The following is a 16,953-nucleotide window of genomic DNA, read 5'->3' as shown; positions in this document are numbered from 1 at the left end:
CTGATGGTCGATCGCATTCCCGATTGCCCGACAGGACGACGGCGTCGGCGTTCACGGTGATCACACCGTCGGCGTTGACAGCCGGTTCAGGACGACCGGTCTCGAGCGAGAGACAACCCGTCGTGAGACCACGATCGAGTGCAGGGACGTACTGGGAACCGTCTGTCTCGCGTCACGGATACGAGTCGAGCGAGCATGGTCGAAACGGGCACAACTTGATCCGGGACGATCGACCACTCTTCTTTGGGACCAACGCGACAACGCGACGACAGCACTCGTCGTGGACACAGCACGAACGGCGTGGTGAGACGCGAGTATCGGTTGATAATGGTCCAGCAGAAAGCGTTTCGACCGCGTTCGACGTCGTCGATCCGACCGCCGATTCGACTGCACCGCCGAGGAGAGGACCACCGTCGGATCCACCCGCCGTGACTGGGATGAGCATTCGAGACGATCGTGGTACTCGGTCGACCGGTGTCGACGATCCGAATCGGGCCCTGCAGAGCGGAACGGCACCGATCTCGTCGACGCGGTCCACCGGCTCCCCGTCTCGTGTCGCTTTGACCCTCACTCGAACGGCTCGTTCGGTGCCGATCGTGGCGACGAGTCTGCACCGACGCCGGCCCGCTGGCGACAGGACTCGTGTGCGTGCTGCACGGTCGACGCCCGAGCTGGGTGACCCTGACGTGCAGTCACGCGCCCCCTCGTGGGTCGAGTACGGCAGCCGGACACCGTCACCTCGTCTCTTTCGGACGACCACCCTGTCCTCGCGTTCGACCCCGGCGACGACGGCTCCCCGCACCCCCATCGCGTCGCAGGCGGATCAAATCGGCGTGCCCTCCTCGATAGACTCTGTCGAGGCCACCGTCGACGAAACCGATGGCCGTGTCAGTATCGATACTGCCGACTCGGTTCCGGCTCTACAGCGCCGTCTGCCGGTCGCAAGCGCGACCCGCTTCAGAAATCGGCGGTTTCAGCCCAGTCGCCGTCTGCAGCGACGGTCGTCGATGGCGCAATCTGGGGCGACTCGATCGCCCGACGGAACTCGACTCGAGCGCGATCGCTTTGGAGTCTCGCCGCTTGTTCACCATCCTCGAGAACACGGCTCGGAATCTCCCGTGGCTACACGAGAGTCGCCGTCGCGAGGCCAATGGGACGAAGATAACGACACAAAAGATAATAGAACAATAAATAATAGGATTGAATCAATAGGACAAGCCAAGATGGAAACTGGGCGACGAACGAACACAGGAGCAAAACGACCGTCACTGACGTACCGAACCACGGCAAATGCGGATACGCCATCCGTCGATCGGGGCAGTTCACATCGGCCGACCGACGATATGTCGGATCCGACAGTCGCATCGACTGGGTCCTCTCGTGGCCCCCGCCCACGGCGTTCCAGTCGAGAGCGTCGGCAGGATCGACAACGGTACCGGGAGCCGGAACACGAAGCGCCGGCACGAGCCGGAGACGATAGCGACCGAACGCAAGCAGCGTTCCGTTCGGATACCGACCCGAATCCGGGCTCGGCCTCTCGTGGGCAATCGGGAAGTCGTGACGACGGGCGACCGTGGCCGGGTGAGAAGCGACAACCGTCGATCCAACGGCCGGAGCCATCGGTCGACGCCACTCCTGACTCGGCTCGCCACCGCCGGCACCGCTTCGACGGCGTCGACGTGCCAGCGAGCACTGACCCGCGTTTCGACGCCGATGTCGACCGTGCCGTTCAGGAACTCTACCGAAAACTCGAGCGGAAACTCAGAATCGAGCGCGATCGGAGGGGACTGTAGATGAGTGGCCGGAGCGGGACACTCGAGAAAGCCCAACTCATGATCGTCAACGGGAAACAGCGAGGTGAAACGATCGAGTGTGCATTCAATCCGAACGCCTACACGCTCGAAAAGAGCGTCAACTACGGCGAACTCAAGGCGACTGGGTCGGGAGCGTCGATCATGCAGTTCGTCGATGGGAACGCCGAAACACTGTCGATGGAACTGTTTTTCGACACGACCGACGAACTGGATTCGAACGGGTCACCCGACACGAAGCGGGTGGATGTCCGCGAGCGATACACACAGCACATCGATACGCTCCTGTCGGTCGACGGGGAGTTACACGCGCCGCCGGTATGTCGGTTCGTCTGGGGCGACGGGATCGATTTCACGGCGTTGCTCCAGCGGGCGGACAAACAGTTCACGAAGTTCCTCCCGAGTGGCGTTCCAATCCGCGCTCGAGTGAACGTCGTGTTCAAGGAATACAAGACGGCCGATTACCACAAGTCGGAGGTGTCGCCGGAGTCGACGGACAAGACCAAGGTCTGGACGGTCACTGACGGCGACACTCTCTGGTTGATCGCTGCTGAGGAGTACGGCGACGCCGCACACTGGCGGACCATCGCGAACCACAACGATATCGAGGATCCCCGTGCGATCGAGACGGGCGACACGCTCGAGCTACCGCCATTGTAGCTATGCAGACTGGAACGAGCATTCAGCCACGTTACTCACCGCGGTTCAGGGTCGATGTCGGCGACACGACGTTTCAGGAACCGGGTGGTCGAATCGCAGATCTCGTCGTCGAGACGACGCTCGACGGCGCAGACCGGTTTTCGTTCACCCTCAACTTCCCGTTCGACGAGGAACTCGGCGAGTTCAGCGGGCTGACGTGGGACGATTTTGCGATCGGGACGGCTATCGAAATCGCGATGGGATATGGCGGCGACGGAACCCTCACACCACTGTTGACTGGTTCGATTCGGTCGATCAACGCCGAATTCACGACCGATCGGGGACCGTCAGTTACGGTCTCCGGCTACGGGCTGCTCTGGGAGCTCATGCAGGGAACGGGTTCGAATTCGTGGACGGAGACGACCGTCGGAGAGGCCGTCTCGGACGTGCTATCGTCGTACTCGTTTTCGACGGTCGACGTCTCGGACGCGTCGATCAACCGCAAAACGTTGATCCAGGACGGACAAAGCGATTACCGGTTCGTCCAGCAGCTGGCCGAGACCTACGGATTCGAGTTCTACGCCGAACGGGATACCGTCCGGTTTCGACCTCACTCGGCGAAAGCCGAGGACGACGAGCCGGTCACCGAACTGTGGTACGGCGAGGCACTCCACGATTTCTATGCGGAGATCACGCAACGAACGCAGGTCGACGAAGTCGAGGTTCGGAGTTGGGACGGCCAGAACAAATCGGAGATCGTCGCCACCGCTGGCAGCCCGAACGCGAACTACAAGGAAGTGTTTCGAGTTCAAGCGATGTCACGGAACGAAGCGAAGCGAGTCGCCGAAACGAAACTGAACCGATTCTCTGACGGCGTCATCACCGGTCACGGTGAAGCCGACGGCACGCCGGCGATCAGGGCCGGTGCCGTCGTCCGACTCGAGGAACTGGGCGAGCGTTTCTCGTCGGACTACTACGTAACCGCCGCGACTCACCGGATGGGAAGCGCTGGCTATCGAACGTCGTTCGACGTAACGGAGGTGTCTTCATGAGACCCACCGGATTCATCGACGGCGGTGGCACGGACGACGGCGGCATCCGCGGCGTCGCCGTCGGGATCGTGACGGACAACGAGGACCCGAAGGACCTCGGTCGGGTGAAGCTCCGGTTCCCGTGGCGTGAGGCCGACGACGAGAGCCACTGGGCCCGGATCGCGACCGAGATGGCAGGCACCGAGTACGGTACCTACTTTCTGCCGGAGATCGACGACGAAGTGCTCGTCGCCTTCGAGAACGGCGACGTTCACAGACCGTTCGTCATCGGTGCGCTGTGGAACGGTACGCAGAAACCACCGCAGACGAACGCCAATGGGAAAAACGACATCCGCGAGATACGGTCCCGTAGCGATCACACCATCGCGTTCGACGACGCCGACGACGGCAGCATCACGATTCGGACGACTGACGGCAACGAGATCGTGATCGACGATTCAGGGACGTCCGAAACGATTCGGATCCGTGACGAGAAAGCCGACAACAGTATCACGCTCGATTCGGAAAACGGGACAGTCGAGATCGATGCGAAATCGAAACTCTCGCTGTCGGCATCGACGATTGCTCTCGACGGAAACTCGATAGAGCTCTCCGGAACGAAGGGACTCACGATTTCGGGGAACGGACCGATAGATATCGATAGTAAGGCGAAACTCTCGCTCTCCGGATCGATGATTGACGTCAATGGGACTGGCATAGTAAATATTAAAGGCAGTTTAATCAAATTGAATTAGATAAGACGAGTATGAAACCTGCAGCAAGGCTCGGCGATCAGACGGCACACGGGACACCACTTACTGGGACTGCCAGTCCGAACGTCGTGATCGGGAAGCAACCCGCATGGCGGGCGCTGGTGGACGTCCACACGTGTCCGCTCGTCACGGGGACCGTTCCCCACGTGGGCGGCACCGTCTCGAAGGGGAGTACGAGCGTGTTGATCAACGGGATGCCCGCCGCGCGAATGGGTGATACCATCGTCGAAAGCGGCCCGCCGAATACGATCGCGAGCGGGTGTCAAACAGTTCTGATCGGCTGATCCATGTCGGATGCATTTCTTGGAACGGGCTGGGCGTTTCCAGTGGAGACGGACCCTCGAGGCTCGGTCCGGACTGCCGACGCCGAGGACGATATCCGGGACGCGATCCGTATTATTCTCGGAACCGCCAAAGGTGAGCGGGTGATGCGACCCGAATTCGGCTGTGCAATTCACGACCACGTGTTTTCGGCCGTGACGCCAGCAACGTTGAATCTCATCGAAAGCAGTGTTCGTGAAGCGCTCGTCCAGTGGGAGCCCAGAATCGACATCGAAGACATCGACGCACGACTGGCCGATGAAAAGCCGACCGTGGTTCACATCGAGATCGAGTACCGGGTACGAACGACCAATAGTCTCTCGAATATGGTGTATCCGTTCTACATCACGGAGGGTGATGGATGAGCCAACGACCGGTCGTCGACGACAGGGACCGAGAAGCGTTGTATACCGAGCTACGGGAGCTCGCAGCACAGTACACCGAGTCGTGGGATCCGTCGACGGACGACAACGCGACGGTTCTGTTGCGAATCTTCTCCCAACTCGGCGAGGACGTGATCCGGCGGTTAAACGACGTGCCTGCAAAACACCGGCTCGCGTTCCTCGACGCACTCGGGTTCGACAGACGGCCGCCACAGGCCGCGCGGCTCCCAGTGACGTTCGAGGTGTCGACTGACATCGATCGAAACGTCGCGATCCCTGGTGGGACGCAAGCAGCTGCGGAACCGAGTGATGGACCGACACAACTCTTCGAACTCCCACAGGATGGCGGGTTCGAGGCGACCGGCGCGTCGCTGACGGACGTGATTGCGGTCGATCCGTCCGCGGATCGGATCGTCGACCACAGCGAACTCCGAACTGGCGATGACCCCGTCGAACTGTTCTCCGGCGAGAACGTACAGGAACACGTCCTGTATCTGGCTCACGACGACCTCCTCACGCTCGAGGCCGGCTCTCCACTCACGATAACGGCGGAGACGACCGTCGACAGGTCTGTCCTCGAGACCGAACTCGTCTGGGAGTACTACGGCGAAGCCGACGACGGGACAGTCGGGTGGCAGCCACTCGAGCCATGGAGTTGCCACACGTCGGGCGATGACGAACCCGGACTCGACACGCTCCAGAAGCGACTGCAGTCGGGGTCGTCATCACGGGTGGACGACGATCAAGTCGAACTGCGATTTCGGCTCCCCGGGGAGACGGTTCGCCACACCATCGACGGCGTCGAGAGCCGCTGGCTTCGCTGCCGAATCGCCGGTGGCGGATCCCTTTCCGAGCCGTTCTCGATGCGTCTCCAATCGATCTCGGCCAGCGTCGGTCGCGACACGCGTGAGGATGGGCTCGCTCCTGACCGCTTGCTGTCGAACGACGTACCGCTTTCGACGGACGAGGGTGACGTTCGCCCACTCGGACGATTGCCACACCCGCCTTCGACGTTCTACGTCGCGTCCGAGGAAGCGTTTACCAAACGAGACGGCATCGTCGAAGTGCAGTTCGAGCCGCCTGCCAATCCCGATGCGGATGGGATCGATACCGTGGCCGATCCCGACGCCACCGAGGAGGTCACCGTCGGTGCCAACGAGCATGACGGGGACGTATCGCCGACTCAGGGCGTCGGGGTACTCGATGGGCCGCCGGAACTCTCCTGGGAATACTGGACCGGCAGCGGCTGGAGTCGCCTGCCCGTCCTCACAGATGAGACGAACGATTTGCGAACGGCCGGTCGTGTTCGCTTTTCGGTCCCCACAGACATCGAGCCGACGGCGGTATCCGGCCACGAAAACGTCTGGATCCGCGCTCGGCTGGTCCGTGGGAACTACGGCCAGCCGTCCTTCGATATCACCGATGCTGGCGCACACGGATCGCTCGGTAACTCGCCCGACTCGCCACGCTTTGGCGGTGTGTCGATCCACTACGACTGTGACCGACAATCGTTCGAGACGATCCGAATGAAGAACAACGCGTCTATACGCAGCGTGTCCCCGGAACGCGACGGTCCACTGACGCCGTTTGTGCAACTGCCCGATGAGACGCAGACGCTGTACCTTGGTTTCGATGAGACGCTTCGTGATGGACCGCTCTCCATCTTTGTCCCGATCGAGGACAGCACGTATCCGCGTTCGTTCGATCCCGGCATGCGCTGGGAGTACTGTGTAGACCCCGACGAACGCGACTGGTCGAAACTCACGGTGCAAGACCGGACTGGTGGCTTGACCGAACGCGGCATGGTCAGGCTGACGTTTCCCGAACCGACGACCGCGTTCGAGTTATTCGGCCGGCAGCGCCACTGGATCCGGGTCCGCGTCACACAAGACGAATTCGATCGGTCTTTAGACGCCGACGCACAGTCGGTACGATCGACTGGTGAGACCGATCGGCTGCGTCATCGGGCGACGGCTCCACCAACCCTCGAGGGGCTGTATCCGAACACACAGTGGGCTTTCAACACCCGAACGATCGAAGACGAGGTCCTCGGCTCGAGCGACGGATCACACGACCAGTCGTTTGCGTGTGCCCACGCGCCAGTCATCGACATCGACGTGTGGGTCGACGAGTTCGAGACGCTGTCAACCAGCGAGCGGCGTGACCTCCTCGCCGAGCGTCCCGAAGACGTTCGGCGCGTCACTGACGCAAGCGGTGACGTGACGGAGTGGTGGGTTCGATGGCAACAGGTCTCGGACATGCTCGATTCAGCGCCGACGGATCGACACTACGTCGTCGACAAGATCGATGGGACCGTCAGCTTCGGGGACGGGAACAGGGGACGGATCCCACCGTCCGGACAGAAGAATATTACTGCAACATATACGACTGGCGGTGGCCGAGACGGGAACGTTGCGGCCGACACGATCACTGAGCTCACGAGTTCGATCTCGCTGGTTGAGGACGTCTCGAACCCGAAGCCAGCCGACGGTGGTGCCGACACCGAACCCAGAGACGCGCTCGTGTCCCGCACCACCACCCAGCTCAAACACCGGGGCCGGGCGGTCACTCCGTCGGACTACGAACAGGTAGCCACTGCGGCGTTTCGAGAACTAGCGAAAGTCGCCTGCAACCCGTGTGGTGCCACCGACGACGGCGATATTGTCCTGCTGATCGTTCCACAAACACGACGAGAGAAACCGATGCCTTCGATGGAACTCGAGCAACGGGTTCGTGAGACGGTACGCGAACGCGCACCCGTGTCGCTTGTCGAATCCGATGCGTCCCGGATCGTCGTCCGCGGCCCGACATACGCCGAAGTGTCGGTCTCAGTCACCCTGTCTATGGCAGATACCACGAGCATCTCGCTCCTCAAAACGGCTGTCGAACGGCGACTCGACGAGTTCTTGCATCCGCTCGACGGAAACGGTGGCGAGGGATGGTCCTTCGGCGCGAAGCCGTCTGTGGATGCGCTTATCGATGTCGTTACTGACACCAAACATGTCGATGCTGTGAATGACCTCGGCGTGACGGTCGAGGTCGATGGCGACGTCACGTCGCGGTCCGGGCGTGAGGCGGTGGCATCGCTTCCACCGGACGCGCTCGTCTGTAGCGGCACTCACGAGGTGATCGTCTCGATGACGGGAGGGGAGCATTCATGATCCAACCGAGTCGCCGAGCGTGGACACGGGGACTGAATCGCTCTCCCGATCCTCACGTTTCCGGAGGTGAGCACCGTGGGAATTGACGTCCCGGAACTCGACGACAGAACCTACGAGGAGATTCTGACCGAGGCGACGAATCTGATTCCGGCCTACGCCGAGGAGTGGACCGACCTCAACCCGCACGACCCCGGTATCGCGATCCTCGAGGTATTGGCCTGGCTGACGGAAACGTACATCTACCAACTCGACAGAGTCACGGACGATCACCGCGAGAAATATCTCTCGTTGCTCGATGAGCGCCGACGGCCGCCGACACCAGCGTCAACGCGGCTCCGGTTACAACTCCCAGCCGATACTGCGTGGGCGCACGTCCCGGCCGGGACGCGGCTTTCGGCCACTGACGCCGACGACGCCGATGCCAGCTACTGGTTCGAAACGGATCACCCGGTTACGCTGACGGCCGCGACACTCGAGTGTGTGCTGACGGTAACCGACGCTGGGAAAACCGATAACACGCATGCAAACCGGACTGAAGGAATGTTCTACCGCGCGTTCGGCGACGACCCTGCTGCCGGAGACATGTTCTATCTGGGATTCGACGCCGACCCGTTCGCTCACACACGAACGATGACCCTGACCGTTCGCTATCACGACGCGGACCTACCCGAGCCGGCAACACACGGATCAAGCGACCCGTCGTTTACCCCCTCTGTCGACCCGGTCTGGGAGTACCGCCACGAAGACGACGACGTGTGGCGTCGGCTCACAGTCGAGACCGATGGGACGAACGCGTTCTATCGGGGCGGCCAGCTCACGCTAGCGCTGCCCGACGATCGATCGGCGACCGGGAGCGACACGGACACCCTCGAGCGACCGACTGACAGCCACTCGTCGGTACGGACGTGGCTCCGGTGTCGTCTCGAGACGGCTGGATACGAAATCCCGCCGCAGTTCGACGCCATCGAACCGAACGTCGTCTCGGTGAGCCACCGCCTGTCGGTGACCGACGAGGAACTGACGGCTGTCGATCGCCTCGACGATGTGCCGGCACTCGACGGCCAGACCTACGCCTTCGAGCGGTCGCCGGTGCTTTCTGCGACGGTATTCGTCGACGGCCACCGGTGGCACGAGGTTCCGGACTTCGATGCGTCCGGTCCCGACGACGACCATTTCGTCCTCGATCGGGAGGACGGAACCGTCACGTTCGGCGACGGAATCAGGGGCCGTGTTCCACCTGCCGATGCCTCCGTCGTCGCCGACTACGTCGCCGGTGGCGGCGTGGCGGGGAACGTCCCGGCGACCGCTGTCTGGCACGTCTCCGATCCGACCGTCTCGGTCGACGGCCCAGTCGACAGCGCTGACATCGATGTCGAACCACTGGCGGCGGCAACTGGCGGCACTGACGGGGAGACGGTCGATGACGCGCTCGCCCGCGTTCGACGCGCTCGCCGGGTCCCATCCCGGGCAGTCACTGCCGACGATTACCGCTCGATTGCCGCGCAGACGCCCGGACTCCGGATCGGTCGGACGAACGTACTCGTCGAGGACGACGAGATCACCATCGTCGTCGTCCCCTTTGCACCGCCCGACATCGGTGCGCCGGAACCGAGCGAGGGATTCGTCCGTGCCGTTCGTCAGTACGTCTCGGAACGAAAACTACTGGGCGATCGCGTGTGTGTAACCGGCCCTCAGTACGTCGGCCTCGAAATCGAGGTTACTGGACGTGCTCGGGCTCGATACGCTGGCAGCGGCCACGACGCTGCTGTTCGGACGGCAATCGAGGAGTTCGTCCATCCACTGACGGGCAATGGGGGCGACGGGTGGCCCTTTGGCCACACGCTACACCGCACCGATCTGGTCGAGTTGCTTGCGGAACTGGACGTGATCGACCGGATCGACGAGATCACGATCACTGCCCACGGCGGTGCGACGATCGACGATGGTGCCGTCCGTATCGACGACACCGCGCTGTTCGCCGTCGAAGACGTGACGACGTCCCTTTCGAATCGGCCTGACTCGGCCACTGGAGGTGAATAACGCGTGGACTTTTCGTACGCGACGACGACGAGTACCGCTGACTGGCAGGAGTGGGTCGGTCGGAATATCGATGTCCGTGACGGCGGTATCGAACTCTCGACGACGACTGCCATCGACCGGTCGATGATCGCGGAGGATGTCGTCGACGTAGCGATCGACTCGAGCGGGAACCTATACACGCTTCGCTCGTCAGGATCGCTCTCTCGACACGATCCGACGTCGGACTGCACTCACCGCCTCTTGGATCGCTCCGATGGGGCCGTCGCGACTCCCTGCGCGCTCTGTGTCGACGGCGATCGGATCTTCGTCGCTGACAGTGCCGACGGCTCCGTCACCGTCCTTTCAGCCCGGCTCCAGCGGCCGATCAGGACGATTGAGACGGACGTAACAGACCCGATCCGGATCGCCCATGCGAACGAAACCCTCTCTCTTCTCGACGGCGTCGGCCGGATCCGAACCGTCGGGCGGGATACCGGACCCGATATCACCCGTCGCACGCATAGCACGGCTCTCGTCAACCCGGCCGATTTCACCGTCGACGCCGACGGCCAGGGATACGTCCTCGATCGCACCGACAGCGGACCGGTCATTCGATCCTTCGGTGGCAGAGAGGATCACCACGACGAACGGTTCCCGCTCACGAACGACGCGTTCGTCGCAGCTGCCGGTCCGTTCGTGCCGACCGCGCTGTCGCTGGTCGGTGACACGCTCTTCGTCGCTGGCCGCCTCGAGAACGGACATCAAGCACTGTTCGAACGGGATCCCGAGTCGAAATCGTTTCACGAGCGCCACCGGCTCGAGCGCCCGTGTCGAACGATCGTCGCACGATCGTTCTCATCCAACGACCGGCTGATCTACGCAGCTACCGGTCCGAACGGGCACGGTCGGCTGCTCCGTGAACGACGCCAGCATGCACGCCATCCACGACAGGACCGCTCCCTCGGCACTGCGCTCCATCGATACGACTCCGGTACGGACGATACCGAGTGGCACCGTCTTGCCCTTGAACGTGCCCAGGCGACCGCGAGTACGCAGGTTCGAGTTCGCTACGTCGCGACGAATCGTCCAGTCCCCTTCGATAGCGGGGTCGACGACCTCGAGATCGTTCCGACCGATGCCATTGACGACCTGTGCGAACTGGAGATCACGTCCGTGTGGGACCTCGCCAGCAGTGATCCTGCCCGGCTCGCGTCGACGTTCTCGGATTACTCCCGGTCGGACGTACAGACGTGGCAAGACGCGGCGACTGAGACGCTGGCAGCACACGCCGACGCCGACTGGACGACTGCCGATTCGGTCGCTCCGGACGATATCCTGTTACGCAACGCCGTCGGTCGGTACCTGTTCGTCGCACTCCAACTCGAGGGAAGTCCACAGTCATCGCCGCGCGTCGATGCTGTTATGGCGTTTTGTCCACGTCAGTCGTATCTCCGCTATCTCCCGGAACTGTACCAGGAGAACGATCGCTCGGCTGCGTTCTTGGCCCAGTACCTCTCCGTGTTTGAATCGATCTTCGCCGATATCGAGACGGAGATCGAGCGGATCGGCCGCTACTTCGACCCGCACGCCGTGCCGAGCGATGCCCTTTCGTGGCTCGAACAGTGGCTCGCACTCGAGCCCGACGACGGGTGGCCAGAAGACGCGCGTCGAGAACTGCTCTCTCGAGCACCGGAACTATACAAACGCCGTGGCACGAAAGCGGGCCTTCGGTCGCTGCTCGAACTCTATCTTCGCCACGCCGCATCGTCAGGTGTGGACGACCCGGCGTCATCGATGGCGACGACTGACGGCGGTGCTGGGACGAGCACCGAGACACTCCCTGATCACCGGCTGTTCTTTCTCGTCGGTGCCGAGCTCGACTGTATTGACCGTGAGTCGGTGCGTCGCCAGTATCCGCTCCCTGCAGGGCCACGGTCGTTCGTCGTGTTCTGTGGGCCGTTCGAAACTGCTGCCGAGCGGGCCACGGTCGAGTCAATCGTCGCGTCGGAGAAACCGGCCCACGTCGGCGCAGCCGTCGTCGAACTCGACGACGGACTTCGCCTCGACGGTGCGACCTTTCTTGGGCTCAATAGCCGACTGACGACGCGGGAGTTCTCACTCGGCGCAACGACGCTCGGTGAGGACACGGTCCTTGTCGACTGAGCGGGCCCGAAATATTGCCCGCTCCGGCCCGTAGTGTGACAACGGTCGGTCGATTCTGTCCCTATTTCTGTATGTTGACAAGGAACACATACACTATCCTTCGGCCCGTTACACCGCGTAATGGTCGTTGGAGACGTTACTACTGGCACAGATGTACTGGTTATCGGCGCAGGCCCTGCCGGCTACGTGGCCGCGATTCGTGCCGGACAGCTCGATCTCGATGTGACGCTCGTCGAGAAAGACGCCTACGGTGGAACCTGTCTGAACTACGGCTGTATCCCCTCGAAAGCATTGATTACCGCCACTGATATCGCTCACGAGGCCGCCACTGCCGAGGAAATGGGGATCCACGCCGATCCCGCGATCGACCTCGCCGGCATGATCGAGTGGAAAGACGGCGTCGTCGACCAACTCACGAGTGGCGTCGAGAAACTCTGTAAAGCTAATCAGGTAACGCTGCTCGAGGGGACCGCCCGCTTCGTCGACGATCGAACCGTCCGCGTCTCCCACAGCGGCGAGGGCCAGGGCTCGGAGACCCTCGAGTTCGAACACGCGATCGTCGCGACTGGCTCGCGTCCCATCGAAATCCCGAACTTCGAGTTCGACGACGAGCCCGTCCTCAACTCGCGACAGGCCCTCGCAGTTGACTCTGTCCCCGACTCGCTGGTCGTCGTCGGGGCCGGTTACATCGGGATGGAACTCGCCAGCGTCTTTGCCAAACTGGGAACCGACGTGACCGTCCTCGAGATGCTCGATTCGATTCTTCCCGGGTACGACGACGACCTCAAACGGCCAGTCAAGAAGCGGGCGAACGAACTCGGTATCGATTTCGAATTCGGCTACACTGCCACGGAGTGGCGCGACCGCGAAGCGGACGGAATCCGTGTGATCGCCGAGCCCGCTTCTACGGATGGTGGCGAACAGGCTACCGGTGACCAGCTCACGCTCGATACCGACCACGTGCTGGTAGCCGTCGGCCGCGAGCCAGTCTCGGACACGCTCGCTCTCGAAGCTGCCGGCGTCGAGACAGCGGATCGTGGTTTCATCGAAACTGACTCACGCGCACGTACAAACGTCAACCATATTTTTGCTGTCGGCGATGTCGCTGGCGAGCCGATGCTCGCACACAAAGGGAGTATGGAAGGGCAAGTCGCCGCCGAAGTGATCGCCGGCGAACCGACGGCCATCGACCACCAGGCGATGCCCGCCGTCGTCTTTACCGACCCCGAAATTGCCACTGTCGGGATGACCGAAACCGAAGCCGAGGAGGCCGGTTTCGAGACTGTCACCGGTCAGTTCCCGTTCCGCGCAAGCGGTCGCGCGCTGACGACCGGCGACGCCGACGGCTTCGTCAAAGTCGTTGCCGACGACGCGGACGGCTACGTGCTGGGTGCATCGATCGTCGGCCCCGAAGCCTCGGAACTGATCGCCGAACTCGGTCTCGCGATCGAACTTGGGGCGACACTCGAGGACGTCGCCGCGACAGTCCACGCCCATCCGACTCTCTCGGAGTCGGTGATGGAAGCAGCCGAAAACGCACTCGGACACGCGATCCATACGCTGAACCGATAACCGGATTCGGCTCGCCGTTACTGGACGTACAGCGAGTACGCGATCACCACGAAGCCGGCCAACACGAGCAGACTCTCGAGGAGGATCCCCGTCACGAGGTGTACCTCGAGTAACTCATATAGCATTCCGGCAAGGACGAACCCGAGCGTTACGAGGCCGAACCCGAGCGTGAGATAGCCGAGTGCTCGCTGTCTTGTCCGTCGGTATGCCTTGAACGAAAAATACGTGATTACGCTGCCGACGATAAGAACGAGCGTCTTGACGAGCGCGAGCGCGAGTGTCATCTCTACCGGTCCGGCAAGAAGCGGATTCATGTTTCTTTTCGCACCTCCGACCACAGGTCCGCAAGCCGCTCGTCCGCCGTCTGTGCCGGCCGATCGATCTGAACTGACAGTGACAGGTCATCGTCCAATCCGAATGAAATCTCGTCGAACGCGATCGAATACTTGCTCGCGTGATGCCCATCCTGTCGAATCTCCGTCGACTCCTCGAGCAGCGTCGCCTCGGTCAACAGCTCTAGCTTTCGGTACAGCGTCGACTGCGGGATCTCACATCGCTTCGTTAGCTCGGACGCCGTCATTGGCTCCTCGAGATTTTGGATGATCTCACGGCAGTCGGGATCGTCCAGCGCAGCGCAGATCTCCGCTGCGGACGGTGTCGACTCCGAAGCGAACGGGTCCCGGACCATTCGTCTTTCCCTTACAACGCGTGTGGTTTATCGGCATCGATGCGTTCCCCACTCATCGGCCCTCGACACGACAGTTTCTTGCGCGTGCGCCCTCGAGTAGGACACACGCGGGTATCATCCGGCCCGACCATGCCTTCGAGGGCGGGATGACCGGCCGACCTCCGCCCGCGTGACAGTTTCGCTGTGCTGACTCGAGCTATGAGCTGTCTGTCTGGCCACCAGCCTCTGACATGCTATCCTCGTAGAAAGACATGCCATGGAACTGGATTCTGAGATCGGTCTCGTTCGACGGCCTTATATATACACCCGGCACTCGATATGAATGCGAACGACGTGGCCCACGCGCCACGTCCCCTCCGGCCGTTTCCCGGCATGGAGGCAGGATTATACCCCCACTCTCGAGACGGTCGTTGATTCAGTTCGACGACTGTCACAGCTCGGGCATACCGGCTGTGTCACGATCGGTTTCCGATCGTGATGATCCGGTTGCCTTATATGTGACGTGGCATTCAGTTGTGATCGCACACACCCACGCCGGCTATGATTTCCGGCGTGGACGCGATCCGACGCCCTTATATGTCTCAGGGTGGTTGGGTGTAAACGCGAAGAACGCGTGATCGACGGGCCGTTCAATTCGGTCCGTCATCTCGTCTCGGACGGTTCAGGTCCGAAGGGGTTATGTACCCCCGATGGCTTATGAACACGTCCGAAGGAAATGAGGATCCTACCCCTGCGGTCCGCCGTATAGATGGGATCTGATGTTAGCCTTGGTAGTTCGGTGACGCCCGATCGGTCGTTCGATCGTGTCACCGAACGTGTGGACCCATGTGTGAGTGTATTTACATTCACCGCCAACTCCCCCAGCCTTGCTGGGGAAGAGCATTTCATTCCGGTTGATCCTGCCGGAGGTCATTGCTATTGGAGTCCGATTTAGCCATGCTAGTTGCACGAGTTTAGACTCGTAGCAGATAGCTCAGTAACACGTGGCCAAACTACCCTATGGATCCGGACAACCTCGGGAAACTGAGGCTAATCCGGAATACGGCTCTCAGCCTGGAAGTGGCGAGAGTCAGAAACGCTCCGGCGCCATAGGATGTGGCTGCGGCCGATTAGGTAGACGGTGGGGTAACGGCCCACCGTGCCCATAATCGGTACGGGTTGTGAGAGCAAGAGCCCGGAGACGGTATCTGAGACAAGATACCGGGCCCTACGGGGCGCAGCAGGCGCGAAACCTTTACACTGCACGAAAGTGCGATAAGGGGACTCCAAGTGCGAGGGCATATAGTCCTCGCTTTTCACCACCGTAAGGAGGTGGTAGAATAAGTGCTGGGCAAGACCGGTGCCAGCCGCCGCGGTAATACCGGCAGCACGAGTGATGACCGCTCTTATTGGGCCTAAAGCGTCCGTAGCTGGCCACGCAAGTCTATCGGGAAATCCGCGCGCTCAACGCGCGGGCGTCCGGTGGAAACTGCGTGGCTTGGGACCGGAAGATCCAGAGGGTACGTCCGGGGTAGGAGTGAAATCCCGTAATCCTGGACGGACCACCGGTGGCGAAAGCGCTCTGGAAAGACGGATCCGACGGTGAGGGACGAAAGCTCGGGTCACGAACCGGATTAGATACCCGGGTAGTCCGAGCTGTAAACGATGTCTGCTAGGTGTGCCACAGGCTACGAGCCTGTGGTGTGCCGTAGGGAAGCCGTGAAGCAGACCGCCTGGGAAGTACGTCCGCAAGGATGAAACTTAAAGGAATTGGCGGGGGAGCACTACAACCGGAGGAGCCTGCGGTTTAATTGGACTCAACGCCGGACATCTCACCAGCATCGACAATGTGCAGTGAAGGTCAGGTTGATGACCTTACTGGAGCCATTGAGAGGAGGTGCATGGCCGCCGTCAGCTCGTACCGTGAGGCGTCCTGTTAAGTCAGGCAACGAGCGAGACCCGCACTCCTAATTGCCAGCAATACCCTTGTGGTAGTTGGGTACATTAGGAGGACTGCCAGTGCCAAACTGGAGGAAGGAACGGGCAACGGTAGGTCAGTATGCCCCGAATGTGCTGGGCGACACGCGGGCTACAATGGCCGAGACAGTGGGATGCAACCCCGAAAGGGGACGCTAATCTCCGAAACTCGGTCGTAGTTCGGATTGAGGACTGAAACTCGTCCTCATGAAGCTGGATTCGGTAGTAATCGCGCCTCAGAAGGGCGCGGTGAATACGTCCCTGCTCCTTGCACACACCGCCCGTCAAAGCACCCGAGTGGGGTCCGGATGAGGCCTCGATTCCGAGGTCGAATCTGGGCTCCGCAAGGGGGCTTAAGTCGTAACAAGGTAGCCGTAGGGGAATCTGCGGCTGGATCACCTCCACAGACCGGGACTGGGGCGTTGCCCCAGCCCAC

Annotated in this window: 12 protein-coding genes and 1 rRNA gene; 11 read left to right on the top strand and 2 right to left on the bottom strand. The window is 61.5% G+C overall.

Annotated features, from left to right (window positions below; genetic code table 11):
* Positions 1-1,343 precede the first annotated feature (1,343 nt).
* From BDK88_RS03445 to lpdA, 10 genes are all read left to right on the top strand, one after another.
* Entirely contained in the window at positions 1,344-1,793 is a 450-nt protein-coding gene (locus tag BDK88_RS03445; RefSeq protein WP_130499171.1) for a hypothetical protein, read from the top strand.
* Positions 1,794-2,471, top strand: coding sequence for a CIS tube protein (locus BDK88_RS03440; protein ID WP_130499170.1), 678 nt, complete (start codon positions 1,794-1,796; stop codon positions 2,469-2,471).
* Between the two features lie 2 nt (positions 2,472-2,473).
* Positions 2,474-3,502 carry a phage late control D family protein gene (locus tag BDK88_RS03435; protein WP_130499169.1) on the top strand — a complete coding sequence of 343 codons (1,029 nt, stop codon included), beginning with the start codon at positions 2,474-2,476 and terminating at the stop codon, positions 3,500-3,502.
* Entirely contained in the window at positions 3,499-4,236 is a 738-nt protein-coding gene (locus tag BDK88_RS03430; RefSeq protein ID WP_130499168.1) for a phage baseplate assembly protein V, read from the top strand. Before BDK88_RS03435 ends, BDK88_RS03430 begins: the two co-directional genes overlap by 4 nt.
* 11 nt (positions 4,237-4,247) lie before the next feature.
* On the top strand, positions 4,248-4,538 hold the full coding sequence (locus tag BDK88_RS03425) for a PAAR domain-containing protein (protein WP_130499167.1): 291 nt from the start codon (positions 4,248-4,250) through the stop codon (positions 4,536-4,538).
* A 3-nt stretch (positions 4,539-4,541) separates the two neighbouring features.
* On the top strand, positions 4,542-4,940 hold the full coding sequence (locus BDK88_RS03420; RefSeq protein WP_130499166.1) for a GPW/gp25 family protein: 399 nt from the start codon (positions 4,542-4,544) through the stop codon (positions 4,938-4,940).
* Positions 4,937-8,119: a putative baseplate assembly protein gene (locus BDK88_RS03415; protein ID WP_130499165.1), complete on the top strand. Its 3,183-nt coding sequence runs from the start codon at positions 4,937-4,939 to the stop codon at positions 8,117-8,119. The genes BDK88_RS03420 and BDK88_RS03415 overlap by 4 nt, the downstream gene beginning before the upstream one ends.
* A 66-nt stretch (positions 8,120-8,185) precedes the next feature.
* Positions 8,186-10,159, top strand: coding sequence for a putative baseplate assembly protein (locus BDK88_RS03410; RefSeq protein ID WP_207225248.1), 1,974 nt, complete (start codon positions 8,186-8,188; stop codon positions 10,157-10,159).
* A 3-nt stretch (positions 10,160-10,162) separates the two neighbouring features.
* Entirely contained in the window at positions 10,163-12,301 is a 2,139-nt protein-coding gene (locus tag BDK88_RS03405) for a phage tail protein (RefSeq protein ID WP_130499163.1), read from the top strand.
* A 120-nt stretch (positions 12,302-12,421) separates the two neighbouring features.
* Positions 12,422-13,873 (top strand): dihydrolipoyl dehydrogenase, encoded by a 1,452-nt coding sequence (lpdA, locus tag BDK88_RS03400; protein WP_130499162.1) that lies wholly within the window; start codon positions 12,422-12,424, stop codon positions 13,871-13,873.
* A gap of 17 nt (positions 13,874-13,890) precedes the next feature.
* On the opposite strand, the gene BDK88_RS03395 is transcribed toward lpdA, so the two are convergent.
* Together BDK88_RS03395 and BDK88_RS03390 are read right to left on the bottom strand one after the other, a co-directional pair.
* Positions 13,891-14,187: a DUF7521 family protein gene (locus BDK88_RS03395; protein WP_130499161.1), complete on the bottom strand. Its 297-nt coding sequence runs from the start codon at positions 14,185-14,187 to the stop codon at positions 13,891-13,893.
* A complete protein-coding gene (locus tag BDK88_RS03390) occupies positions 14,184-14,561 on the bottom strand; it encodes a winged helix-turn-helix domain-containing protein (RefSeq protein WP_092932093.1) in 378 nt (125 codons plus the stop codon). Before BDK88_RS03390 ends, BDK88_RS03395 begins: the two co-directional genes overlap by 4 nt.
* Positions 14,562-15,447: 886 nt before the next feature.
* On the opposite strand from BDK88_RS03390, the gene BDK88_RS03385 reads away from it, so the two are divergent.
* Positions 15,448-16,921: ribosomal RNA gene (locus tag BDK88_RS03385) — 16S ribosomal RNA — on the top strand.
* Positions 16,922-16,953 lie beyond the last annotated feature (32 nt).

Origin of the sequence: Natrinema hispanicum, assembly GCF_004217335.1 — an archaeon.
GTDB lineage: Archaea > Halobacteriota > Halobacteria > Halobacteriales > Natrialbaceae > Natrinema > Natrinema hispanicum.
Note: the sequence above shows the minus strand (reverse complement) of the source record. Positions and strands in the feature narration are given on the sequence as shown.